Source organism: Vibrio sp. B181a (genome assembly GCF_030248375.1).
Lineage (GTDB): Bacteria > Pseudomonadota > Gammaproteobacteria > Enterobacterales > Vibrionaceae > Vibrio > Vibrio campbellii.
In genome coordinates, this window is sequence record NZ_JAHGAD010000008.1 from 1 (window position 1) to 24046 (window position 24046).

The 24046-nt window shown below is 47.8% G+C and carries 22 protein-coding genes; 9 read left to right on the forward strand and 13 right to left on the reverse strand.

The window, feature by feature from the left end; all coding sequences use genetic code 11:
• Positions 1-288: 288 nt before the first annotated feature.
• From recG to KIO97_RS03350, 3 genes are all read left to right on the forward strand, one after another.
• Positions 289-2370 carry an ATP-dependent DNA helicase RecG gene (recG, locus tag KIO97_RS03340; RefSeq protein ID WP_285380978.1) on the forward strand — a complete coding sequence of 694 codons (2082 nt, stop codon included), beginning with the start codon at positions 289-291 and terminating at the stop codon, positions 2368-2370.
• 205 nt (positions 2371-2575) lie between these two features.
• Positions 2576-4537, forward strand: a complete 1962-nt coding sequence (locus tag KIO97_RS03345) for a S9 family peptidase (protein ID WP_009698968.1) — start codon at positions 2576-2578, stop codon at positions 4535-4537.
• Between the two features lie 252 nt (positions 4538-4789).
• On the forward strand, positions 4790-6181 hold the full coding sequence (locus tag KIO97_RS03350) for a uracil-xanthine permease family protein (protein ID WP_039985618.1): 1392 nt from the start codon (positions 4790-4792) through the stop codon (positions 6179-6181).
• Between the two features lie 78 nt (positions 6182-6259).
• On the opposite strand, the gene envZ is transcribed toward KIO97_RS03350, so the two are convergent.
• A complete protein-coding gene (gene envZ, locus KIO97_RS03355; protein WP_285380983.1) occupies positions 6260-7552 on the reverse strand; it encodes a two-component system sensor histidine kinase EnvZ in 1293 nt (430 codons plus the stop codon).
• Positions 7553-7677: 125 nt separating this feature from the next.
• Positions 7678-8397 carry a two-component system response regulator OmpR gene (gene ompR, locus KIO97_RS03360; RefSeq protein WP_005430151.1) on the reverse strand — a complete coding sequence of 240 codons (720 nt, stop codon included), beginning with the start codon at positions 8395-8397 and terminating at the stop codon, positions 7678-7680.
• Between the two features lie 214 nt (positions 8398-8611).
• On the opposite strand from ompR, the gene greB reads away from it, so the two are divergent.
• On the forward strand, positions 8612-9097 hold the full coding sequence (gene greB / locus KIO97_RS03365) for a transcription elongation factor GreB (RefSeq protein ID WP_285380985.1): 486 nt from the start codon (positions 8612-8614) through the stop codon (positions 9095-9097).
• 71 nt (positions 9098-9168) lie between these two features.
• On the opposite strand, the gene KIO97_RS03370 is transcribed toward greB, so the two are convergent.
• Positions 9169-11052, reverse strand: a complete 1884-nt coding sequence (locus KIO97_RS03370; RefSeq protein WP_285380987.1) for a RimK/LysX family protein — start codon at positions 11050-11052, stop codon at positions 9169-9171.
• A 209-nt stretch (positions 11053-11261) separates the two neighbouring features.
• On the opposite strand from KIO97_RS03370, the gene KIO97_RS03375 reads away from it, so the two are divergent.
• Positions 11262-13583, forward strand: a complete 2322-nt coding sequence (locus KIO97_RS03375; RefSeq protein ID WP_017189965.1) for a Tex family protein — start codon at positions 11262-11264, stop codon at positions 13581-13583.
• A 104-nt stretch (positions 13584-13687) separates the two neighbouring features.
• Here KIO97_RS03375 and KIO97_RS03380 read toward each other — a convergent pair whose 3' ends face one another.
• Both KIO97_RS03380 and bioH read right to left on the reverse strand, forming a co-directional pair.
• Entirely contained in the window at positions 13688-14152 is a 465-nt protein-coding gene (locus tag KIO97_RS03380) for a hypothetical protein (protein ID WP_005430182.1), read from the reverse strand.
• A 136-nt stretch (positions 14153-14288) separates the two neighbouring features.
• On the reverse strand, positions 14289-15053 hold the full coding sequence (gene bioH, locus KIO97_RS03385; protein WP_039985659.1) for a pimeloyl-ACP methyl ester esterase BioH: 765 nt from the start codon (positions 15051-15053) through the stop codon (positions 14289-14291).
• Between the two features lie 84 nt (positions 15054-15137).
• Between bioH and KIO97_RS03390 the strand changes: the two genes are divergently transcribed.
• The 4 genes from KIO97_RS03390 to cysQ all read left to right on the forward strand — a co-directional run bounded on the left by KIO97_RS03390 (position 15138) and on the right by cysQ (position 18162).
• Complete coding sequence (locus KIO97_RS03390; protein ID WP_050904727.1) at positions 15138-15863, forward strand: ComF family protein; 726 nt, start codon at positions 15138-15140, stop codon at positions 15861-15863.
• Positions 15864-15960: 97 nt separating this feature from the next.
• Positions 15961-16545, forward strand: a complete 585-nt coding sequence (nfuA, locus tag KIO97_RS03395; protein WP_005430072.1) for a Fe-S biogenesis protein NfuA — start codon at positions 15961-15963, stop codon at positions 16543-16545.
• Between the two features lie 175 nt (positions 16546-16720).
• Positions 16721-17287: an ADP compounds hydrolase NudE gene (gene nudE, locus KIO97_RS03400; protein ID WP_005430103.1), complete on the forward strand. Its 567-nt coding sequence runs from the start codon at positions 16721-16723 to the stop codon at positions 17285-17287.
• A gap of 47 nt (positions 17288-17334) precedes the next feature.
• Complete coding sequence (gene cysQ, locus KIO97_RS03405) at positions 17335-18162, forward strand: 3'(2'),5'-bisphosphate nucleotidase CysQ (RefSeq protein ID WP_005430183.1); 828 nt, start codon at positions 17335-17337, stop codon at positions 18160-18162.
• A 290-nt stretch (positions 18163-18452) separates the two neighbouring features.
• Here the strand turns inward: cysQ and KIO97_RS03410 are convergent, their stop codons facing one another.
• Genes KIO97_RS03410 through gspG form a run of 8 tightly spaced genes read right to left on the reverse strand, consistent with a single transcriptional unit; the run spans position 18453 to position 24030 of the window.
• The gene (locus KIO97_RS03410; RefSeq protein ID WP_010650510.1) at positions 18453-19214 is read right to left on the reverse strand and encodes a type II secretion system protein N; all 762 of its coding nucleotides are present in this window, start codon (positions 19212-19214) and stop codon (positions 18453-18455) included.
• A gap of 1 nt (position 19215) precedes the next feature.
• A complete protein-coding gene (locus KIO97_RS03415) occupies positions 19216-19707 on the reverse strand; it encodes a type II secretion system protein M (protein ID WP_005430160.1) in 492 nt (163 codons plus the stop codon).
• Positions 19708-19714: 7 nt separating this feature from the next.
• Positions 19715-20917, reverse strand: coding sequence for a type II secretion system protein GspL (gspL, locus tag KIO97_RS03420; protein ID WP_285380990.1), 1203 nt, complete (start codon positions 20915-20917; stop codon positions 19715-19717).
• The gene (gene gspK, locus KIO97_RS03425; protein WP_038890215.1) at positions 20886-21896 is read right to left on the reverse strand and encodes a type II secretion system minor pseudopilin GspK; all 1011 of its coding nucleotides are present in this window, start codon (positions 21894-21896) and stop codon (positions 20886-20888) included. Before gspK ends, gspL begins: the two co-directional genes overlap by 32 nt.
• The gene (gene gspJ, locus KIO97_RS03430; RefSeq protein WP_285380991.1) at positions 21889-22551 is read right to left on the reverse strand and encodes a type II secretion system minor pseudopilin GspJ; all 663 of its coding nucleotides are present in this window, start codon (positions 22549-22551) and stop codon (positions 21889-21891) included. The genes gspK and gspJ overlap by 8 nt, the downstream gene beginning before the upstream one ends.
• Positions 22552-22573: 22 nt before the next feature.
• Positions 22574-22969 carry a type II secretion system minor pseudopilin GspI gene (gspI, locus tag KIO97_RS03435; protein WP_005430093.1) on the reverse strand — a complete coding sequence of 132 codons (396 nt, stop codon included), beginning with the start codon at positions 22967-22969 and terminating at the stop codon, positions 22574-22576.
• Complete coding sequence (locus KIO97_RS03440) at positions 22950-23555, reverse strand: prepilin-type N-terminal cleavage/methylation domain-containing protein (RefSeq protein ID WP_285380993.1); 606 nt, start codon at positions 23553-23555, stop codon at positions 22950-22952. The genes gspI and KIO97_RS03440 overlap by 20 nt, the downstream gene beginning before the upstream one ends.
• Before the next feature lie 31 nt (positions 23556-23586).
• Positions 23587-24030, reverse strand: coding sequence for a type II secretion system major pseudopilin GspG (gene gspG, locus KIO97_RS03445; protein WP_005430189.1), 444 nt, complete (start codon positions 24028-24030; stop codon positions 23587-23589).
• Between the last annotated feature and the right edge of the window lie 16 nt (positions 24031-24046).

The window sequence follows — 24046 nt, forward strand, 5'->3', positions numbered from 1 at the left end:
GATTCGGGATTCGGGATTCGGGATTCGGGATTCGGGATTCGGGATTCGGGATTCGGGATTCGGGATTCGACTCTATTTTGCCTTTCTGGGGACAAGTTCTGTCAACTATTTCTATACTTAAGCTTCTTTCAGTCAATACCCCAGTGCACACATCCCGATTCCCAAAGCGAGCGTTCTCGAATCTCGGAGCGTAAGCGTTCCCATATCCCTTTCTCTAACTTAATCCTGTACAAAAACACAGCTTAGTGGTTAACATACTGCTATGTTAACTATTTTCTTGAGCCCACTATGTCTGCCCAAATGTTATCTGCTATTCCTTTAACTTCACTGTCTGGAGTTGGCGCTAAAGTCGCAGAAAAACTCGCCAAAGTTGGCTTGCATAGCGTTCAAGATCTGCTGTTTCATCTTCCTCTTCGTTACGAAGATCGCACTCGCATTTACCCAATCGCCAAACTGCATGCCGGGCTCTGGGCGGCGGTACAAGGCAAAGTCATGGCTGTCGATACTACTTTCGGCAAACGCAAAATGCTGACGGTAAAAATCAGTGACGGCAATGGCACCATTACTCTACGCTTTTTTAACTTTACTGCCGCGATGAAGAACAATTTCTCGAATGGTAAGTTAGTACACGCTTACGGTGAAATTAAGCGAGGCGGTATGGGCTTAGAAATTGTTCACCCTGACTACAAGTTTTATGTAAGTGAGCAAAAGCCGGATGTGGAACAGAGCTTAACCCCCGTTTATCCAACCACCGATGGGTTACGCCAAATCACTTTGCGTAACCTGACGGAGCAAGCCTTATCACTCCTCGATAAAGCCGCTGTACAAGAGTTGCTGCCTTCTGGCTTGTACAATCACCAGATCACCATGTCGCAAGCATTGCATACGATTCATCGACCGCCTCCAACCATTAATTTGGATGAGTTTGATGAAGGTAAACACCCAGCTCAAATTCGTTTGATCATGGAAGAATTACTGGCGCAGAACCTCTCTATGTTGGCAGTGCGCAGCAAAGGACAACAGGACGTTGCATTGCCTTTGGCGTCGTGTGGCTCGCTGAAAAAGCAACTACTGGCTCAATTGCCCTTCTCGCCGACCAATGCTCAAGCACGAGTCGTTAAAGAAATTGAAGCTGACTTAGAAAAAACGCACCCAATGATGCGCCTTGTTCAAGGCGACGTAGGCTCGGGGAAAACTCTAGTTGCTGCGCTTGCTGCCGTCAGAGCCATTGAACACGGCTATCAAGTCGCTTTAATGGCACCGACCGAGCTGCTCGCCGAACAGCACGCGATTAACTTCGCTAATTGGTTCGAGAGAATGGGCATTCAGGTCGGTTGGCTGGCGGGCAAATTGAAAGGTAAAGCCAAAGAAGCCGAACTAGCCCGAATTGCCAGTGGTGAAGCACAAATGGTAGTGGGCACTCACGCCCTCTTCCAAGAACATGTTGAGTTCCATCATCTTGCTTTGGTCATTATTGATGAACAACACCGCTTTGGTGTCCACCAGCGCTTAGAGCTACGCGAGAAAGGCGCGAAACAAGGCGCTTATCCGCACCAGCTCATCATGACAGCAACGCCAATTCCGCGAACATTAGCCATGACAGCTTATGCTGACTTAGAAACGTCGGTGATTGATGAGTTACCGCCAGGTCGAACACCAATCCAGACCGTCGCGATTCCAGACACCAAACGCGATGATATCGTCGAACGAGTGCGCAATGCCTGCTTAAACGAAGGCAAACAAGCGTATTGGGTATGTACCTTGATTGATGAGTCCGAAGTCTTGGAGGCTCAAGCTGCTGCCGACACTGCAGAAGAGCTGCAACGTAAACTGCCTGACGTAAAAATTGGTCTCGTGCACGGACGAATGAAGCCCGCTGAGAAGCAAGCGGTGATGCAGGATTTCAAAGACAACAAGCTGCATTTACTGGTCGCAACGACAGTGATTGAAGTAGGCGTAGACGTACCCAATTCCAGCTTGATGATCATCGAGAACCCAGAGCGTTTGGGTTTGGCTCAGTTGCACCAGCTTAGAGGTCGTGTTGGTCGAGGTTCAGTGGCTAGCCATTGTGTGTTGCTGTATCACTCGCCACTATCAAAAACCGCCCAAAAACGTTTAGGCGTATTACGTGAAAGCAATGACGGCTTTGTGATTGCACAGAAAGACTTAGAGATTCGTGGACCGGGTGAACTTCTTGGTACCAAACAAACGGGCTTGGCAGACTTTAAAATTGCCGACTTAGTGCGAGATCAGCGCTTAATTCCAGAAGTTCAACGCATTGCGCGCTACATTCATGACAACTACCCGACGAATGCGACCGCAATTATTGATCGTTGGTTAGGTGAGCGTGACATTTATTCTAAGGCGTAAACGGGCTGCGCCTTAGTAGTAAGACGTTTCTTTCACCAATTCGATAACTAAATCACATCTAAATCTCTATTCTATTGATTTTAAATATGTAAAATCAATAACGTTTTATTAACACAACACACAGATGCGTTGTGCTATCGGCTGGGTTAGTTAAGCACTACTGCTAACCTCCACTCTGATAATAAATGCGTTTCAAGGAGTAGAAATGAAGAGTACCTGCCTTAGGCTGTTGGCTTCAGCCTGTATTCTAAGTAGTGGTTCAGCATTTGCTGACACCTCAGATATGGCGAAATTGTTCGCTAAAGGATCGAGCTTTTTTAACCCAAAACTCTCCCCTGATGGCAAATACCTTGGGGTCGAATCCAAAGTGGACGGTAAAGACGCGCTGGTCATTCTCGACGCACAAACAATGAAGCCAACCAACATGCTTCGATTCCCAGACAACGAGCAAGTCGCCGATTATTACTGGGTCAACAATGAGCGCGTTGTCGCTTCAAAAGAAACCTTCACGGGCTGGTTTACTCAACCCTCACCCACCGGTGAGTTTGTTGCCGCGAATGTCGACGGCTCTAAAACCGCCTACCTGTTCGGTCCTCAACCACCACAAAGTGGCAGCAGCGTTTCTAAACGAGGCAAAGCCACTCGCGCCTTCGGCATCATGTTAGACCCAATGCCAAATGACGAAAAGCACATGCTGATTGCAGCGATTCCATACAACCGCTCATTTGACATGGAAGAGGAAAAAGACGTCTACAAAGTCAATGTCTACAATGGTCGTGCGACCAAGCAGATGTCGGCCCCTATCAGAAACAGCTATTTCCTAGTTAACCATGATAACCAAGTAGGCTTTGTAACGGGCTCTGGTGATGATCTCAAACTGAAGTCTTTCTATCGCAATGGCAACAAGTGGCAATCCATCGCGACATTAGACAAACTCAATTTAGAAGAACTAACTCCCATTTCCTTCGCCGAAAACAATCATTCGATTTATGCCGCTGCAAGTAAAGACGGCTCACCCCAAGCGATTTACCATGTTGATTTAAAAACAGGAAAATACAAAGAAGTGGTTGCTGGCGAAAAGGTTTCACCACATAACTTTTGGCTTGATCAGCAATCCAAGCAACTGTACGCCATTGAATATGAAAAAGACTATCCAACCTATGCCTTCGTGGACGACAAGCACCCGCTGAGCAAGCAGTTGAAGCAACTACTGGCGACATTTGAAGGTCATCAAGTCCGTATTCTTAGCCAAACAGAAAATGGCGATAAATTCATTGCTCTGGCATTTAATGACCGTAATCCCGGCGATTATTACCTATTCAACACCGATCCTGTCGAAGGTCGATACCTCTTCTCTGCACAGAAATGGCACGACCCGAAAAAAATGGCAGAAGTTCGTCCATTTGCTTTCACAGCAAGAGACGGGCAGGAAATCAATGCCTTGCTAACACTTCCACCGGGTAAAGCGGAAAAGGACCTACCTTTGATTGTGAACCCGCACGGTGGACCTCACGGACCGCGTGACTGGTGGGAATTCAATCCAGAGAACCAGTTCTTAGCTCAAAAGGGCTATGCTGTTCTGCAAATCAACTTCCGTGGTAGTGGTGGCTTTGGAGATAATTTTGAAGAACTTGGATACCGTAAATGGGGTACCAATATTCAGTACGACATCATTGATGCCACTCGCCATATCATCAAGCAAGGTATTGCCGATGCCGATCGTATCTGTATTTCTGGCGGTAGCTTTGGTGGCTACAGTGCGCTTCAAAGTGCTATCGTCGAACCGGATCTGTTCCAGTGTGCAGTAGGCAGCTTTGGCGTCTATGACCTTGAAATGCTTTACACTGAAGGCGACGTAAAAGACCGCAAGTCAGGCGTTAACTATCTAGAAGAAGTGATCGGTCGTGATAAGAAAGAGCTTCAATCTATGTCACCCGTTCATCATGTCGACAAGCTAAAAGCAGACATTATGTTGGTCCACGGAGCCAAAGATGAGCGAGCACCAATTGAACAATTTGACGCCTTAGTGGAAGCGCTCAAAGCGATCAATTATCCGCACAAAACAATGGTGATCGGCGATGAAGGGCACGGGTTTTATAATGATGAGCACCAAGCCAAGTACCTTACTCAAATTGGTGAGTTCTTCGATAAGCACCTGAAAAACTAATCTCCCAAAGTAAAACCTTAAAGGCGATAACCATTCCGTTATCGCCTTTTCTTTCCAGCCCAAAGCAAACGTTTGCTTTTTGAATAAATCCCTCTATAATCGCGCTCAAAATTTATGGTGTGCGCCTTGTCACATCAAACCAACCTGAGTTGACACTGATTAACAGCAATCACAGGTCATAACGTCAACTCCACCCAGCACTCCCATTCAGCGAGCTCTGGGGCAAGAATTATTGCGACTAGCGAGACAAACATGACAACTTCAAACCGAACTTCGGAACTGGTCTATCAGTTAAACGATCGTCCACCACTACCTCAGACCATTTTTGCTGCACTTCAGCACTTATTGGCGATGTTCGTAGCCGTTATCACTCCTTCTCTGATCATTTGTCAGTCTTTGGGTGTGCCTGCTGACCAAACCAACACCATCATCAGCATGTCGTTGTTTGCATCTGGCGTGTCTTCTTTTATTCAAATTCGCACCTTTGGTCCTATCGGCTCTGGCTTGCTTTCAGTACAAGGCACCAGCTTTAATTTCCTTGGTCCAATCATTGGTGCAGGTCTTTCTCTTAAAGCTGGCGGCGCTGATCTCAGCACTATGATGGCAGCGATTTTCGGTACTATCTTGGTGGCGTCTTTTGCTGAAATCCTGCTATCTCGCGTCCTAGAACACGCACGCCGCATCATTACGCCATTGGTGTCTGGCATTGTCGTGACGCTTATCGGCCTGACGCTTATCCAAGTGGGTTTGGTATCAATGGGCGGTGGCTACGCGGCAATGAGCGATGGCTCTTTCGGTAGCCTAGACAAGTTAGCTCTCGCTGGTACAGTACTTGGCTTGATCGTAATCCTTAACCGTTCAAAGAACCCATACCTACGTGTTGCATCAATTGTAATTGCAATGCTGGTTGGCTACGTCATGGCGTACTTCATGGGCATGGTCGACACCTCAACACTGGGCGAAACTGACCTCATCGCGCTGCCAATCCCAATGCAATACGGCTTAAGCTTCGACTGGTCGCTGTTTATTCCACTGGTTCTGATTTTCTTCATCACGGCACTAGAAGCAATAGGTGACATCACCGCAACGTCTGAAGTTTCCGGTGAGCCAGTGAAAGGTCCGGTTTACATGAAGCGCATCAAAGGCGGCGTATTAGCTGATGGTCTAAACTCAGCGATTGCTGCGGTATTCAACAGCTTCCCAAACTCTACCTTCAGCCAAAACAACGGCATCATCATGCTCACTGGCGTAGCAAGCCGTTACGTGGGTTACTTCATCTCAGGCATGTTGGTGATTCTGGGTCTGTTCCCAGGCGTGGCAAGCTTTGTTCAGCTGATTCCTGAGCCAGTTCTGGGCGGCGCGACTATCGTGATGTTCGGTACCATTGCCGCTGCGGGCGTACGCATCATCTCGCGTGTCGACCTCGATCGCCGCGCAATCCTAATTATGGCGTTATCGTTCTCGATGGGTTTGGGCATTGCACAAAAACCAGAAATTCTGCAATTCATGCCTGAGTTTATTAAGAGCATTTTCTCAACCGGCGTGGCAGCAGGCGGCATCACCGCTATCGTATTAAACCTACTGCTTCCAGAGAAACTGGAAGAGGAAGACGAGCTGGTTGCTCAAGAGGTAAAAGAATCCTAACCTTGCACTAGGATGATCGAAAAGCCCAACCAAACTTTGGTTGGGCTTTTTATTGGAATCGATTGAGCGAAGAACGCTTTACCTGGTTGGGAAACTGATTTGTGCGCTTAACCCGCCTTCACTGCGGTTACGCACCACAACCGAACCAGAATGTTGGCTGACGATACGCTTCACAATGGCTAAGCCCAAGCCTGTCCCTTCACTGCCACGAGCAGTATCACCACGAGTGAAAGGTTCAAACAAGCGTGCGATTTGTGATTGCTCAATGCCCGGACCATTATCTTCAACGCAAACCCACACCAACTGTTTGTCGGCGGTGACACCTGTACTGATTTTCACCCAGCCATTGCCGTATCGCAGAGCATTGACCACAAGGTTACTCACCGCGCGTTTGATCGCGATTGGACTGCCTTTCGCGGTTGGCATCGTTGGGTTGAGGTCAGTTTCGATTTCAACTTCATAACCCCCTTCCGACGTTGCCACATCGCTGGTAATGGTATTGATGTCCACCTGCTCAAACGACTCTTTATTTACTGGTTTGAGGTAGTCCATAAACTGGCTAATAATCTCGTTACACTCTTCGGTATCACTGATGATGCCTTCGGCTAGGTAACTGTCTTCAGGTGACATCATTTCTGTCGCAAGACGAATACGCGTCAGTGGCGTGCGTAAGTCGTGACTGATGCCCGCCATCAATAGCGCACGATCTTCTTCCAGTTCTTGAATACCTTTCGACATCTGGTTGAATGCGCGAGTTACAGAGCGAATTTCTGAAGCACCTTTCTCCGGCAACGGCGGAGGAATTTCACCTCGACCTACTCCTTTCGCGGCTTTTTCTAACGCAATCAAAGGTCGGTTTTGCAAACGTATAAACAACCAGCCACCAGCAATGATCAGAAGCGCCATGATCAAGCTGTTACGGAACAGTGGAGCAAAATCTTCTTCTTGCAGCTCAGAGAGCGGAATACGGATGATGGAGTTCGGCAACTGATCGATACGCATCCACAGAATGTAGCTTTCACTGCCAAGCAGCAAACGTACTTCCGTTGGAGAGCCGAGCTCTTGCGTCATCTCTTCCGACATCAAATCAATCGACATCGCATGATTAAACTCGTTCATCATCTCGCTATCAACGCTGTGTACTGTCACGCCCAAGTTTTCCAGCAGTTGGTGGCGCAGCGGCGCGTCAGCCTTGAGTAGACCATCTTCATCGAGTACCAGATTCAATTCGTGAGCGAGAATTTTGTTGAACTGCTGCAAACTTGGCATCAACGCGTAGTTAAAAACGGCGTAGTAAGAAAAGACTTGGCTAGCGAGAAGCAAAGAGATGAACAATAGAATGGATTGTGTAAATGAACTTCGGATTCGCATGGAGGATCCCTAATGGACTGTTCCTAGTGAACAACATTAATTGCGAGTTTCCAGCCCTCAAACAGGAAGGAGGCTTGAGGGTGGAATATGAGCAGCCGAGTATTATCGGCAGACCTGAGAAGGTATTACGCTTCTTTACCGTCTGGGACAAACACGTAACCTAAGCCCCATACCGTTTGGATGTAGCGTGGTTTGCTTGGATCGTCTTCTAGCATGCGGCGTAGACGTGAGATTTGAACGTCGATAGAACGTTCCATCGCTGAATATTCACGACCACGAGCCATGTTCATCAGCTTATCACGCGACATTGGCTCACGAGCGTTAGTTACAAGCGCTTTCAGCACCGCGAATTCACCCGAAGTCAGTGGCATCGCTTCGTCACCACGGAACATTTCACGCGTACCTAGGTTCAGACGGAAGTCACCGAATTCAACCACTTTCTCTTCCGTGCTTGGCGCACCTGGTAGTTCAACCGTTTGGCGGCGAAGTACTGCTTTAATACGAGCCAGCAGTTCACGCGGGTTGAACGGCTTTGGTAAGTAATCGTCTGCACCTACTTCAAGACCAACGATACGATCGACTTCATCGCCTTTCGCTGTCAGCATCAGAATAGGTAGCATGTTGTTAGCATGACGTAGACGACGACAAATCGATAAGCCATCTTCGCCCGGCAACATTAAATCCAACACCATAAGGTGGAAGTTTTCACGGGTCAGAAGACGGTCCATCTGCTCGCCGTTAGCGACACTTCTCACTTGAAAACCTTGCTCAGAAAGGTAACGCTCCAACAGAGCACGCAAACGAGCATCGTCATCAACCACTAATATTTTATGATTTTCCTGCATTGAAACATCCTTTCAGAGGCATCTATAGTCAAAAATGTATCACTGTTTTTTCAAACGTGCTTGTGCAAATTGTTACTCTTTTTATCTTAGCCACGGTTTTGATGAATTATTTCGATGTTTCACGCCGTTTTTCTTCTCATCACAACAATTTACAGTCAGACAAAATCAAGGCTAATATGATCAACAGAATCCAATAACGGCTGATTTACCTCTAATGAAAACCAATTTAATTACCCGTGAAGGCTACAATCGCCTAAAAACCGAACTCGACTTTTTATGGCGAGAAGAACGCCCAGAAGTCACCAAAAAAGTCACTTGGGCAGCAAGCTTAGGCGACCGAAGTGAAAACGCTGATTATCAATACAACAAAAAACGTCTGCGTGAAATTGACCGCCGTGTCAGATACTTACGCAAGCGCCTAGAGCAAGTCAAAGTGGTGGATTACTCACCTCAGCAAGAAGGCAAAGTGTTCTTTGGTGCTTGGGTGGAAATTGAGAATGCAGCGGGCGATGTGAAGAATTTCCGCATCGTTGGTCCCGATGAAATCTATGGTGATGCAAAAGGCTATATCTCGATTGACTCCCCAATGGCGCGTGCGCTATTAAAAAAAGAAGTCGATGATGAATTCGCAGTGAGAACGCCGGAAGGCTACAAAGAATGGTTTATCAACAGCATTCGTTACCAAGCCGAAGAACATTGATTCTGCGACCGGATAAAAGAAAGCCGCACTCTTTAGTGCGGCTTTTGCGTTTTGAATATCAACCTTGAAGGTTACTCTTCGTAGTCAGGCTTCTCGGTCACAATGTAGTTGGTATCGCTGGCAACGATCGCACCGTGCTTCAAGAAGTTCTTACCCAGAATCATGCTGTAATGGAAGCGGCTACGGTCTTGCAAGTTAACTCGAATCTTCTTCTCTAATTCGCCAAGCTTAACGTGCATTTCCACCACCGGACGGACGTTGGCTTTCTCACCTTTCTTAGCTTTAATGCGCATCACGTCGACAACGGGTTTGGTAAATTCCTTCTTCATGCCGCTGTCGTTCTCGTAGGTGAAGCTCACCATGTCTTTGCCATCTTTCTTGAACTGTTTGATGTTCTTGGCATTAATTGAGCTCACATCCGCGCCCGTATCCAATTTCACCGGGAAAGACATGCCTTCCACTTCCGCCACTTCAATATGACCGGCTTTAAACAGCGGACGCGCATCCAATAAGTGATCAGCGCGTGTATTCAACAGCACACCGCCTTTCGCCATGTTGTGGCCGAATACAAAGAACGGCTGCTCTTGGTCGCCTTTCTCTAAAACATCAATGGCAAATTCGATGCTCTTCTCTTCATCACCAAATAGGAAGTCACCTTCCACTACTGGGCGAACCGAATCACCCACTTTGAGCTTCTTCAATACGCGTTTAGTGATTTTCTCTTCCTTGCCGTTCGCGCTTGGCAGGTAGAAGGTCACTACTTCTTTCTTGTCTTTTTCCGTCAATTCAAAGCCATCCACACGCAACAACGGCGTTTTCACCGCGAAAGTTGGATACGCTGGCAGTACGTGGCCATCAATGTTGACTGACTCTTCTGGCGAGATAACCAGAGGCTTAGATTTCAGCGCGCTCTTAAATGACTTTTCAACACCTCCAAGCAAGTTCTCTTTATCGGTATCAATCACGAAGTGCTGACTCGCCACGTCTTTGCCCAAACGGATTTGCGAACTAAAACCGCTGCGATCACGCAGATAGACCAGCCATTGTTGCGTCTCGGTTTCACTCACTTGCACTGGTAGGTACACCAAAGGACGCTCACTCTTGCTGGTTTTCAGCATACGGACGAGTGGCAGTGTCATTGGATGACGCTTACCGTTCTCACCCTCTAAAGTGAAAGAGACTTGTTTTTTCTTCTTATCGACCTTGATGTTCAGCGCATGCACGTTGGTGTAACGACTGGTGGTCGAAATGCTTACCTTGTATGGCACGCCTTCAACATTAACCGTTTCTTTTTTACCGATCATCTGCGCCTTTTGTTGCTCTTGCAGGTAATCGTAACCAGCAAACACCCACGCGTTGTTGTCGAGGTAAGTTTTACCAATCAAGATAGGTGCTGAGAATTGAGTACGTTTGGTCAGGTTGACCACGGTATCCACAGTATGCCCTGCGATGGTCATCGGCATTTTCACTGTCGGACGTAAAATTGGTTTTTCACTGGTACGGCTGCGGATCGCACTGATGCGTTCAAGATCATCAGTGATCTTAATTTCTTTACCTGTGTAAGGATGATGAATCGTAAAGCTCACGGTCACTTCGTAGGGTTTGAAGCTGTCTGAATTCCACTTGGCTTTCGTCCCGCCAAGGTCATCGATAATCGCCCACATCAATTTGTCGTCTTTGAGACTTTTGTATTCGGGATTACTGCTGCTAACGTGGATGTTTTCAGCGTGCATTGATGTGGTATCGGCACCAGTATCAATCTTACCGATAAATGGCACATCGCTTAGCTCAGGAATATCATTGTAGTAAACACTCTCTACTCGTCCCAATACGACTTTATCATCAAGTTGGTAAATCGGATCTTGAGTGGTCGCGGAAAGTGTTTGCGACCAAGCAAGCGGCGTCGCCAATAAGGCACCAGAGAGCGCCAGAGCCAAAGACAGTTTCTTCATCATTGTTTTCCGTATGAGCTAAGGTATAGGGTTAGTCGACAACCAAACGTATAAGTTCTCAATTTAATTACAGTTTTGACACAAATCTGACTGATGTCCACCAGCGCTCGGTAAATTTTTGAGTTACTAGTTTAAAACATTGCAAATTCCATGAATGACCCCAATGTTCTATACACAACCAATACCCAAACAGAATTAAAGAGAATACACGGATGAGCCAAGCTATCTGTCGCATGATTGCTCAAGAGCTGAATGTTCGCCCTGAGCAAGTCAACGCTGCTGTAACCCTTATTGATGACGGTAACACGGTCCCATTTATTGCACGTTACCGTAAAGAGGTGACGGGCGGACTTGATGATACCCAACTCCGTACTCTAGACAGCCGTCTGTCTTACCTTCGTGAGCTGGATGACCGCCGTCAAACCATCCTGAAGTCGATCCAAGAACAAGGCAAACTTACCCCAGAACTAGAACAAGAAATCACTCAGGCAGACAGCAAGACTCGCCTTGAAGACTTGTACCTACCTTACAAACCAAAGCGTCGCACCAAAGGTCAGATCGCGATTGAAGCCGGCCTTGAGCCACTGGCAGACCAGCTTTGGAATCATCCGCAAACTGAACCAGAAAGCGAAGCAAGCAAATACCTTGATGCAGACAAAGGCGTAGCAGACACCAAAGCCGCACTGGATGGCGCTCGCGCGATCATCATGGAGCGCATCGCGGAAGACGCAAACCTGCTAGAGAAAATCCGTGGTCATCTAAACCGTAATGCGGAAATGGGTGCTCGCGTCGTTGAAGGCAAAGAGCAAGAAGGTGAGAAGTTTAAAGATTACTTCAACCACAACGAGCCATTAAGCAAAGTACCATCGCACCGCGCACTGGCGATGCTACGTGGTCGTAACGAAGGCTTCCTGACATTGGCAATGAATGCCGATCCAGAACAGGAAGAAGGCGCGCGTCAGTCTTACTGCGAAACGATTATCGCTGACCACTACGGCGTGACACTTAGCAGCGCACCCGCGGATACGTGGCGTAAGCAAGTGATCAGCTGGGCATGGCGCATCAAAGTATCGATGCACATGGAAACCGAGCTAATGGGCGCAATGAAAGAGCGCGCAGAAATCGAAGCGATTGAAGTATTTGCCACTAACTTAAAAGACTTGTTGATGGCAGCACCAGCAGGTCCTCGTGCAACACTTGGTCTCGATCCGGGTCTGCGTACCGGTTCAAAAATCGCAATTGTTGACCCGACTGGTAAAGTGCTTGCAACCGAAACCATCTACCCTCATCCACCACAAAAACAATACGACAAATCAGCGCAAATCGTTGATCAGTTGGTGCGCAAATACAACGTCGATTTGATTGCTATCGGCAACGGCACGGCTTCACGTGAAACCGACAGCTTTGTCGCAGACGTCATCAAACGTGGCAACCTGAAAGTTCAGAAAATCATCGTAAGTGAAGCGGGTGCATCGGTGTACTCAGCATCCGAGCTTGCAGCAAAAGAATTCCCAAATATGGACGTGTCTCTGCGTGGTGCGGTGTCTATTGCCCGTCGTCTACAAGACCCACTGGCTGAGCTAGTGAAAATTGATCCTAAGTCGATCGGTGTGGGCCAATACCAGCACGATGTTAGCCAATCAATGCTGGCAAAACGCCTAGATGCGATTGTGGAAGACTGTGTAAACGCAGTAGGTGTAGACGTGAACACTGCTTCTGCGGCGCTACTGACGCGCGTAGCGGGCTTGTCGAGCACCATTGCGCAGAACATTGTCGACTTCCGTGATGAAAATGGTCGTTTCGAAGCACGTACAACCTTGAAGAAAGTACCTCGTTTAGGCCCTAAGGCGTTCGAGCAGTGTGCAGGTTTCCTACGTATTATGGATGGTAAGAACCCTCTTGATGCGTCTGCGGTTCACCCAGAAGCGTACCCAGTGGTAAAAGCAATTTCTGAGAAGAACAACAAAGACATCAAAGCACTGATTGGGGATTCAAGCTTCCTAAAAGGTCTGCATGCGGTCGATTACACCGACGATAACTTTGGTGTTCCAACCATTACAGACATCATCAAAGAGCTAGATAAGCCGGGTCGTGACCCGCGTCCAGAATTCAAAACAGCAACGTTCGCAGAAGGCGTAAACTCGGTTTCTGACTTGGAGCCGGGCATGATTCTAGAAGGCGTGGTATCGAACGTAGCCAACTTCGGTGCTTTCGTTGATATCGGCGTTCACCAAGATGGTCTCGTGCACATATCCGCACTGACAGACCGCTTTGTGTCTGATCCACGTGAAGTGGTGAAAGCGGGCGACATCGTAAAAGTGAAAGTGATGGAAGTGGACGTGCAGCGTAAGCGCATTGGTTTGTCGATGCGTATGAACGACGAACCGGGCCAAGACAACCGTAGCCAACGCTCATCAGCAGCGCCGCGTCGTAATGACCAACCGCAACGTCGTCAGCCTCGCCGTGATGACTCGTCATCTAACAGCGCAATGGGCGGTGCTTTTGCAGCAGCGTTTGCTAAAGCGAAAAAGTAATCTCGTCTAGGCTTCACCACTAATGAGCTTTGATAGCTAAAAAGAAAACGCTCCAATCAGTTGTTCTGCTTGGAGCGTTTTTATTTGAGTAGGATATTGAGTCGTCATAATACTGCTATCACTTCTGACGGTGTATGGGGCGCGACCGAGTGACCATAATGAAACTTAATCACCTTCCTGCGCTTTTCCATCAATCCCTCTTTGACCGCAGCATCCAAAATGCGCTTAGGTAATCGAAAGCGTATCGCGTAGCCCTTACCCTGATCTTCGCTGTAACTCTTGAGCGCAAGCAAACCGAACAGACGTTCTAGCGTGTCTTCCGGTTCTTCGTGATAACGGGTATCCACCTCGGGTTCCACTTCGTAGTCTGGATGCTCCGATGGGTCCCACGAGGATTGGCGTCGCCGCTTCTCATCACTTTTTACTTTGCGCTCCGCATTGGTTTTCGCCAGTGCGACTGTTGGCGTCACAGGTTCTCGGACTTTATTGTCACGAGCAGCTTGTTCCGTCTGCACATTAACGGATGGGGCGATCAGTGGCACGCTTACGTTAGCCGGTGACACAATCATTGCGAACCCTCCTCAGAGTCGCCCAACTCGTCAATACAGCAAACTCCTCCCGCAAGAAGAGTTCGCTAAAACTTATATCGACCAATTTTTAAGCAGCTTTAGGAGTTTTATTCGTTTCGATGTGTAGGCCTAACCGTTAAGCGGCAAATTCTCGCACTTGGAGACAAAACGCTTCATGTTCGGTCATGAACGGCGCATGGGAAGATTGATTGAAAACAAACTGCTGAGTGCTCGGCAACTGCTCACTCAAGTCACTTGCCACTTTGATTGGCACTAAGCCATCAAGTCGACCATAAAGACGCAGCATCGGCATAGAAAGGGAAGCCAGCGCATCGCGCAAGTCCACATCGGCAAGAATATTCAAGCCAACCAACAATGAATCAGGATTCGGCTGCGGACGCGATAATACAGCTTGCTTGAGTTGCTTAACGTCTTTGCGCGCAGACGGACTGCCCATCGCTTGTAGCGCCATAAAGCGCTCAATAGTGACAGAGAAATCTTCCAGTAATTGATCGGTGAATGCGGTTAACACGTTAGGTTGAATGCCACGCCAAGGACGCTCAGCAGCAAACTTTGGTGAACTGGCTACCGTGATTAACTTACTTACACGCTGCGGAGCATTAAGTGCAATGTGGGTTGCCACCAAGCCACCTAATGACCAGCCAAGCCAGACTGCTTTCTCTGGTGCGTCTTGCAGAACAAGGTCAGCGATTTTTGCTAAGTCTTCGGCGTGGGATTCTGCGCTGTGTCCGTACCCCGGAAGATCGACCACATGCACTCGGAAATAAGGTTGAAGAGACTCGACGGTCTGCTGCCATACCGCACCATTCATACCCCAACCATGAAGCAACACCAAATCTGGTCCTTGACCAAATGACTGCCAGTGTAAATTCGTGCTCATGCTCTCGTTCTCTCCCACTTATCTTATTCCTTACCACGTAATCCAAGCTTTAGTCTAATGACTCTCTCACCTTGGATGGATTGTATGTTATCTCATCAATGGCAAAACATCATGCACCGCGTACTCAGTAGCCAATGCGGATTATGCCGATTTCCCATGCCTCACCGCCAAACACCCAACCTAATGCGTTGGTGTGATAGCTGTTTTGACCATCTCACACCAATCCAACGCTGCGTACGTTGTGGTTTAAAAATGACAGAAGAGGAATCACAAGCCGTCACAGAGTGTGGAGAATGCCTGAAAGAGCCACCACCATGGCGGCGTTTGTATACCTTGGGGGATTATGACTTCCCGCTCTCTCAACAAGTACAGCGTTTTAAAGATCACGGTGAGGCATGGCATGTCGGCGCACTCACTCAATTGCTGGCCGAACGAATTGAACACCCAGCGCCAGTGGTTACTTGTGTACCAATACATTGGCAACGTTATTTAAAACGAGGTTTCAACCAGAGCCACATCTTGGCCAAACACCTCGCCCATCATTTAGATGTGCGCTATGAAAACAAGGTATTTAAACGCGTCAAAAACGTCCAATCACAACGAGGAAACAAAAAATCCAGTCGCGAGCAAAATTTGCAAGGGGCATTTGCCCTACAAGGTGAGGTGAACTTTTCCCACGTCGCGATTGTGGATGATGTGGTTACAACAGGTAGTACGGTCCGACAATTATGTCATTTACTACTTGAAGTTGGCGTAGAAAGCATCGATATTTACTGCATCTGCAGAACTCCTGCGCCCGGTTCGCTCTAGATCGCTTCGCCATGTCTTAGCATCAAAAAGACTAGACCGAGGCGGTAACAGGAGTAGAATAGCAGCAATAGCCTACAAATTTACTCAGGTATTCGTCGTGTCAAATATTACTATTACAGAAACTGCGCAAACGCATTTCGCCAACCTTTTAGGCCAACAACCTGAAGGTACTAACATCCGAGTTTTCGTTGTTAACCCAGGAACCCAAAACGCAGAGTGTGGCGTATCTTACTGCCCACCAGAAGCGGTTGAAGGCACTGACACAGAAATCCCTTACAGCGGTTTCTCGGCATTCATTGACGAGCTAAGCCTACCGTTTCTAGAAGACGCTGAAATCGACTTTGTGACAGACAAAATGGGCTCTCAGCTAACGCTAAAAGCGCCAAACGCAAAAATGCGTAAAGTGTCTGACGATGCACCGCTTGTAGAGCGTGTTGAGTACGTGATCCAAACTCAAGTGAACCCGCAACTTGCAGGTCACGGTGGTCACGTAAACCTAGTTGAAATCACGGACGATGGCATCGCAATCGTTGCATTTGGCGGTGGTTGTAACGGCTGTTCAATGGTCGATGTGACACTAAAAGAAGGCATTGAAAAAGAGCTTCTTAATCAATTCGTTGGTGAACTGACAGCAGTTCGCGATGCAACTGAGCACGATCGTGGTGATCACTCTTACTACTAAGTCGTTCATGGCTTGCTAGTAATGCATATCGACGAGAAATGGGAGGCGTTTGCCTCCCATTTTTGTTTTCAATTGAGTTAAGCTGAATCATCACGCTAGAAACTCGAGCTTTCTTCTCATATATTAAGAAATCTCATTTCCCTCGATGAGTTAACGACACTAAGGAGCCAGCGTTATGTCGAAAAGGACCCCACCAGAGATTCTCTCTTGTCAGACGGTCGCACAATCTAAGCTGTTTGCTGTGGAAGCCCTCGACCTTCGCTTCTCTAATGGCGAGCTGCGTACTTATGAACGCATGAAACCAAGTGGTCGCGATGCCGTGATGGTTGTGCCTGTCACTGAGCAAGGTGACTTACTGTTAGTACGCGAGTACGCGGCAGGCACAGAACGCTACGAACTGGGCTTTCCGAAAGGTCTTATCGACCCAGGAGAGACACCATTACAAGCGGCCGATCGAGAGTTAAAAGAAGAAATTGGTTTTGGCTCTCATGAGCTAACGCCATTAAAACAGGTGATCCTTGCACCTTCTTACTTCTCCAGCAAAATGACGCTGTTCTTAGGACAGAGCCTATACCCTGAGAAACAAGAAGGTGACGAGCCAGAACCATTAGAAATCGTTCGCTGGCCATTAGCGCAAGCGGAAGAACTATTAACGCACTTAGATTTTTGTGAAGCACGAAGCATCACAGCGTTGATGTTGGCACTGAAACACTTACAAAACACCACTCACAAACAAAACTAATCGCAGCCGAAGAGCTGGACCATAATTGTGAGAAAGGACCATTACTTATGCCAATGACAAAAGATTTATCTCACCTGCTCCCGCAAGTCATCGAAATTGCTCGCAGCGCGGGACAATTGATTCTCGATATTTACGAGAAAAAGCAGTACGAAGCTTACACCAAAAGTGACGAGACCCCAGTCACCAGTGCTGATATCGCAGCGCACAAACTGATCACCGAGCGTTTAAGCGAGCTTACGCCAGATATCCCCGTGCTTTCTGAAGAAGCCGCGGACATCAGCTTAGAGCAACGTGCGCAATGGGAACGCTACTGGCTGGTTGACCCACTTGATGGTACACAAGAGTTCATCGCGCGCAGCGGTGACTTCGCGACCATTATCGCCCTTATCGACAACAACAAGCCAACCATGGGTGTGGTTTACGGTCCGGTTTCTGGCGTGACTTATTATGCTTACAACGGCAAGGGCGCGTGGAAGATTCCAGACATGTCTGAGAGCGTGAAAATCCACACACACAAACATGAACAACCTGGGCAAAACATCGCTATCGCAATCAGTCGTCGCCAAGACATCAACCGCATCACGAGCCGCATGAGTAGCGCTTGGAACTATGATTTAATTCCACTGGGCTCTGCCGCACTTAAAGCATGCCTTGTCGCTGAAGGTGCAGTGGACTGTTACTTACGTCTAGGTCCAACTGGCGAGTGGGATACCGCTGCTACACAATGCATTGTAGAAGAAGCGGGCGGACGAATTCTTAGTACGCAACTTGAACCGCTGTCTTACAATGAGCGCGAGACGTTGGAGAACCCGAACTTCATCGTACTGGGTGACGCGGATTTGCCATGGGATGAGATTCTACAGCGCAAAGATTAACCCCAATCCAATCAGCCCCATTGCTAGATTTTAAAAGGCCACGAATCGAGTTCGTGGCCTTTCTTTTTTCTTCTTGTACAGCGATAGAAGTATTTGGCCTACTATGATCTAAATACTTCCTCAGCTGTACACACTTAAGTTATTCAATTAAAAATCAACAGTTTACTCCAAACCCCATAATCAGCTGGATTTCTTGTACAGCGAATAGAGGGTTTGGCCTACTATGATCCAAAAGCAAAAAGAGCTGCACACTGGCAGCTCTTTGATAATGTTCTGAATGACAGGTTTGGCTAGAAACGCCCTTTGTAATCAAACTCGTATTGCCCTTGAGCGTTTGGATTACCTAACCATTTCAGCTGGTCACTCATGCCTGATGGGAACTCTGCTCCTGGCTTAAACCACGCTTTGGTAGAGTAACGTTGATTTGGCATTAGCTCAGCAGAAAACGCCGCCGATACTTGCTTGCTCTTTTGCTCACCCGATGCCGATAGCACGCTGTCTTTACAGTTTAAATCAGCAATGACAGGGCCTAGTTCAAGACTGCCAAGTGGGCTTTGAATACCACTTGCACTCCAAACTAGCGTGCCTTCAGCCGTCTTACACCAAGGTGCCGCATACGTCGCATGACGGATGTTCAACTCAAGCTGCCCATCCACACCAACAGGTACAGGAAGGCGAGCTTGCTCCACCACTTTGGCCGCTGGAATCGACGCCACTAAGTTTTCTGCGTATGGACCGCTGGTAAGACTGTAGCCAACCAAGCCACGTCCACGCACGTCCATATCGCTCCCACGACCAAAACGTACCGCGAATTCTGCTTTACCAGTAAATAGGCCAGAAAGTTGGAAGTCCCAGTTCACTTCACCTAAGTTTTGACGCTGCCAACGCACATTGGATGCACTACCTTGCCAAACCGTGCCTTGCGCACCTTGAATATCCAAACCTCTTACCGTCGGCACTTGTTGCAATACCCAAGAGATTGGCAAGCCAGCGATCAAACTGGTCGAGAAAAAGGCAATAAAAATCACCACATAAAGAACGGCTTTCTTCACCTTAACCTCGCTTAAATTGCAGGCGGTTTACGTCGATCATACCGGCTTGGTCGGTACGGTCGATGTCTAGGAATTCCACCTCAATCCCTTGTTGTTCTTTTAGATAACGCAACCAATCCACCATCTGGTTAAACGCCAATGGTTTGATCCACACTTGGACACTGTCATTACGCGGCTGGACGCGAATGAGCTCAACTTTGTAACGGCGAGCCGATGAGGAGACTACTTGGTTCAATGGTTGATTAGAGAAGCTGACACCACCGCTTTTACGTAGTGCGGTAATATCATCGGCTTTGTTTTGCACCCACGTTAATAGCTGCTTTTCACTTTGAATTCGAGACTGCGCTAGCTCTGCACGTTGATTCATTGGCTGCAAGATGCCCCAATAAATGATACCTAGCACAGCAATTGCGCCACAGCCCATCACCAAACGTTGTTCACGCTGTGAGATGCTACTCCACCAAGTTTGAGCTTGTGCGATTAAGTTTTTCATCATCACCTCACTGACGCTTCAACACGAAGCTGCCCATCACAACATTGCCGTTGCGGTTCAGCTGACCTTGTTCAACGTTAAACTTCTCTGCCAATTTCACACGAGCTTGCTCGAATGGCTGGAAGTCAGAGCTGCTCGCTTGAATACGAACTTCGCCACGTTGACCATCATATTTGAAGCTAGTGATCTGAAGATCATTAACCTGACCTAATGTCGAAGGCAGTGCAGCAATCCAAGATAGCATCGCCACATCACTCGAACCACCAGACAGACGACGCTCTTCATCGGTCATCTGACGCTTCAAGTAACTAACGGTAGGAATGCGTTTTTTATTCGGGAAAACTTGGCGGAAGATGCGCTCACTCTCTTCACGATACGCTTGGGCCTGTGCTTCGTACTTATGCACCATCAACAACTGCTGACCAACCAACACGACAAGTAATACACCCGCAGCAATCGCGGCCTTTTGCCAAACCTTAACGTACTTACCCCAAGAGGATTTTGGCTTGAAAGAACCAGTCAGTAGGTTGACCTTACTTTCTGTCGCTCCTTTCGCCAGAAGAGCCATCGCCATTTCTTCTGGCTTGGCGACCCAGATATCTGACACTGCAGACTCAGGCACAGAACTGTAGCAATCGAGCTTCCAGCCTTCATGACTTTGTAAGTAAGAGGATAAGTACAGGTCAAGCCAAGACGCATCGACAACCGCACCTTGAGTTTGAGAATGACGAATCAGCCATTGCTCACCCAATTGGACGGCAGAACTGCTTTCTTCGTCAACAGGCATCGCAAGAACATCAGGCAGCATGCGCTTAATAACAAGGCCTTGGCTGGAGAAACGCTGCAAAATGGTTTGAATCCAAGCACGCTCGACAGCACACACTTGTGCTGCTTCCGCTTGCTTGTCTAATACTGTGAAATGCAGGTTGTCCACGTCTTGCGCGACTTCATCTTCCACCAAATAAGGCAGCATGCTGTCAAACTGACGCGCAGCACCTGGCGGAATATCCACTTTTGTTAACACAACATCATTACTCGCCAGTAGCGCCACAATTTGTCGCTGATCGGCGTAAGCAGCCAGTTCGTCCAGATGTTCCCATCCGGCAAGCTCACCACTGGCAATCACTTCATGCTGTTGTGTCGACCATACCAACCATGGAATGGTACTTTGTTGTTCGCTACTCAGCCGAACGGTCAGAAACTCGCTCACTGATTCCTCCAAAACGACGGCGAACGACAGTCACCGTTTCTCTATCTGTACTTTGTAAAAGGCTACGGAGGCGTACTCGGGATTCATCCACCAGTACTTGAACATCCAGCTCAAAGAAAGCGCTGTCGACTCCTAAGTAACCTTTGGCATTTTTCTTTACGTCATCGCTTAAGCCAGCTAATTCTGACTCAGACAAAAATTCATCTACGCTGTCCCAACCATCAAAAGGACGCTTTTCTATCAACTGCACTGCATCGCTGCTGCTAAGGCCCGGCGTAAACATCGCAACTAAGATAGGAGCTTGTTCAACGTCAATTGTGTTTACGTTCAAACGCCAATCATCGCTAGGAAGCGCACAAACCATTGGGGCTATCTTCTGGTAGATATCGCCACTGACTTGGTAAACCGCTCGCAGTTCACTGGCATCGGCCATCCAACCATTCGGTGGCAGGTATTGCGGTTTCATTGCTTCATAAGTGCTGTCTTCAACACCAGCCGTAGAGCGCACCGTGCTGTCACTATCGACATATTCCCAAGTCGAGTCTGCAATCACTTCAGCTTGATAAGGTTCAACGTCTTTCTCTTCCATCAATCGCTGGAAGACTTGTACTAAGTATGGACGATTTGTCGAATCCCCGGAGGGTTGTACACTCGCTAACACGTTCAAATTGAAGCAGGCTTGTTTATCGATGATGCGGCCAGCGGCTTGACCATAATCCAACGGGTAGACCTGCTCTTTTATCGCCCAAGGCTGACTTAAGTTGATGTTATCGTCGTCTTCATAGCTCTGTTCGATACCAATCTCAGCCAACGCTTCTACCCCCAAGCTATACCAGTAAGCTTGTTGATAATTAATTTGATTCGAACCACGCTGAAACTGCAGAAACAATCGCTCTGACATGCTTGCGGCTACCGTGGTCATGATGGCAAGTAACATCAGCACGATAAGGAGCGCAACCCCACGTTGACGACTAGCCATTACTGCCTCCAGATGAATTGCCACCACCAGAGTTATCTTGACTACTTGATACTAGTTTTCCATTTGGTGTCAGGTAAGTACGAGAGATCTCTCCGTAGTCTTTCAGCTTCAATATCACAGACACAGCTTTGGGTAACTCACTGCCGTTTTCCCACGTTTTCTTCCACGATTTTCCATCAAAGAAGCGCATATCGAATTCTTCAACATTGGTAAGCAATGGCATCACAATGCCTTCTTGCCCTGTTGGCGTATCTGGGTAGCGCCACCACACACGTTGCAGCACTTCATCTTTAATGCGGTAGCCCACTTTCGTGACTTCACCACGTGGAAATTGCTGTTGTGGGTTGTGCCAACCCAAACGCGCAAACAGCACACCTTTCGCATCCGAATCCAGCAGGTATTCGGACCAAAACAGCAACTGCTTTGATGGCTCTTCACCATTGGTGCGCACCTGGCGCATAGCCATCTGACGGAAGTCATTATCCATCATCACCATCGCACGCTGCAGTTCATTCAAGCGTTGGGTGCGTTCTTGCGACAGAACATTACTGCGCTGCACTTGCGATACGACTTGGTAAGCGGCCACGCTCATGCTGGCAAAAATCGCAATCGAAACCAGTACCTCAATCAAGGTAAAACCTCGATTTGATTTCATTGTTGGCGCCTTATATCGCTTATTACTCAGCAACATAACTTCTCACCGTGACAACAGGGCTCGCTTCTTTCTCAGTTGCGACGCTGACATCAAATGCTTTCAGCAATGGCTGCGCGGTGGCAACAGGAGTGACCTTCCAATACCAAGTACGCCCCGCCAACTCTTCAGTGCCTTTTTTGGCTTTGAGTTTTTCCGTCGAGAGCATCACATTGGCCATTTGGTTATCCACAACCATGGCTGCAAACATTTTTTCTTCTAAATAACTGACGGTATTGATGTGCTGGCTCACTGAGCGAATCACACTGATCGCAGCAGTAGCAAAAATCGCCAGTGCGACTAGCACCTCAAGTAGCGTCATACCTCGAGCATTGCGGTGCGATGAACCAATACGGCTTGGCTTAGAATATTGAATTGTCATCGTCTTCCGCTTCTTCCCCAGGTGCTAACAATTTGATTTCACCTGTTTCTTTACCAATGATTCGCCAGCCATCATTGAATGCATCCCCTTCTTCAGGAAAGAAAGATAAGGTGAATGGCGTAATCTCAGCACTTGAGAAAATGAACACTTGAGGTGGTTTCACTTTCTTCTTTTTCTTGTCCTCTTCCTCGGCAAACATGTCTTCATCAAACAGCGAGCCGGGCTCGAACAATCGGTCATCGTCACCCCAGGCGCCACCGCCTAATTCCAATTGCACTGAGATATCCCCTTCAAGCTTTGTTTCGCTTGGGATTTGCTTTAACTCAATTGGTTGCCAACCGTCTTGGGTCAGGCTCAACAAAGTGTAGGTGGATTTAACGTCATCAACACGCAAGCCAAAGTCTTTACCACTTAGTACCGCTTCTTCATTAAGCAGTTGTAAGCGCTGGAAAAAGCTTTGCGCATATTGTTTGGAAAGGTCTTTCTGACTGGTAGGCAAGGTAGCGATCACCGCAACGGCGGTAAGAGATAACAAAACCAGCACCAATAGAATTTCTATCAATGTAAAACCGAGATGTTTTTGCATTTTCTTCATTAGTGCTGGTTTAAGCTAGAGCTTATTGGAAATCTTGCATGTTCCAGTTGCCGATATCCGACGCAGGACCTTCACCGCCCTCTTGGCCATCCGCGCCTAGAGTAAAGATATCAATCGTGCCATTGTCACCAGGGCTCAGGTATTGGTACTCGTTACCCCATGGATCAGATGGTAGACGCTTGATGTAACCACCATCGCGGTAGTTGCGTGGCTCTGGGTTAGAAGGCTTGTTCACCAACGCATCTAGACCTTGGTCCGTTGTTGGGTAAACGCTGTTATCCAGCTTGTACATGTCCAACGCATTCTCCAACGCCACGATGTCAGTAATCGCTTTTTGTTGGTCTGCTTTTTCTTTGTTGCCTAGTAAGTTAGGAACAACCACACTTGCCAAAATACCTAGGATAACCACAACAACCATCACTTCTAGAAGTGTAAAGCCTTGTTGTTTACTGCGTTTAAATTTCATTATTTTCTCCGAAAGT

Bases quoted from the DNA above. Each gene is read 5' to 3' on its own strand.
- ompR (WP_005430151.1), bottom strand. From the start codon at position 8,397: ATGCAGGAAAATCATAAAATATTAGTGGTTGATGACGATGCTCGTTTG.
- KIO97_RS03350 (WP_039985618.1), top strand. From the start codon at position 4,790: ATGACAACTTCAAACCGAACTTCGGAACTGGTCTATCAGTTAAACGAT.
- envZ (WP_285380983.1), bottom strand. From the start codon at position 7,552: ATGCGAATCCGAAGTTCATTTACACAATCCATTCTATTGTTCATCTCT.
- greB (WP_285380985.1), top strand. From the start codon at position 8,612: ATGAAAACCAATTTAATTACCCGTGAAGGCTACAATCGCCTAAAAACC.
- cysQ (WP_005430183.1), top strand. From the start codon at position 17,335: ATGCCAATGACAAAAGATTTATCTCACCTGCTCCCGCAAGTCATCGAA.
- gspI (WP_005430093.1), bottom strand. From the start codon at position 22,969: ATGACAATTCAATATTCTAAGCCAAGCCGTATTGGTTCATCGCACCGC.
- KIO97_RS03380 (WP_005430182.1), bottom strand. From the start codon at position 14,152: ATGATTGTGTCACCGGCTAACGTAAGCGTGCCACTGATCGCCCCATCC.
- KIO97_RS03415 (WP_005430160.1), bottom strand. From the start codon at position 19,707: ATGAAAAACTTAATCGCACAAGCTCAAACTTGGTGGAGTAGCATCTCA.
- bioH (WP_039985659.1), bottom strand. From the start codon at position 15,053: ATGAGCACGAATTTACACTGGCAGTCATTTGGTCAAGGACCAGATTTG.
- KIO97_RS03345 (WP_009698968.1), top strand. From the start codon at position 2,576: ATGAAGAGTACCTGCCTTAGGCTGTTGGCTTCAGCCTGTATTCTAAGT.
- KIO97_RS03440 (WP_285380993.1), bottom strand. From the start codon at position 23,555: ATGCAAAAACATCTCGGTTTTACATTGATAGAAATTCTATTGGTGCTG.
- nudE (WP_005430103.1), top strand. From the start codon at position 16,721: ATGTCGAAAAGGACCCCACCAGAGATTCTCTCTTGTCAGACGGTCGCA.
- gspJ (WP_285380991.1), bottom strand. From the start codon at position 22,551: ATGAAATCAAATCGAGGTTTTACCTTGATTGAGGTACTGGTTTCGATT.
- gspK (WP_038890215.1), bottom strand. From the start codon at position 21,896: ATGGCTAGTCGTCAACGTGGGGTTGCGCTCCTTATCGTGCTGATGTTA.
- gspG (WP_005430189.1), bottom strand. From the start codon at position 24,030: ATGAAATTTAAACGCAGTAAACAACAAGGCTTTACACTTCTAGAAGTG.
- KIO97_RS03375 (WP_017189965.1), top strand. From the start codon at position 11,262: ATGAGCCAAGCTATCTGTCGCATGATTGCTCAAGAGCTGAATGTTCGC.
- KIO97_RS03370 (WP_285380987.1), bottom strand. From the start codon at position 11,052: ATGATGAAGAAACTGTCTTTGGCTCTGGCGCTCTCTGGTGCCTTATTG.
- recG (WP_285380978.1), top strand. From the start codon at position 289: ATGTCTGCCCAAATGTTATCTGCTATTCCTTTAACTTCACTGTCTGGA.
- KIO97_RS03390 (WP_050904727.1), top strand. From the start codon at position 15,138: ATGTTATCTCATCAATGGCAAAACATCATGCACCGCGTACTCAGTAGC.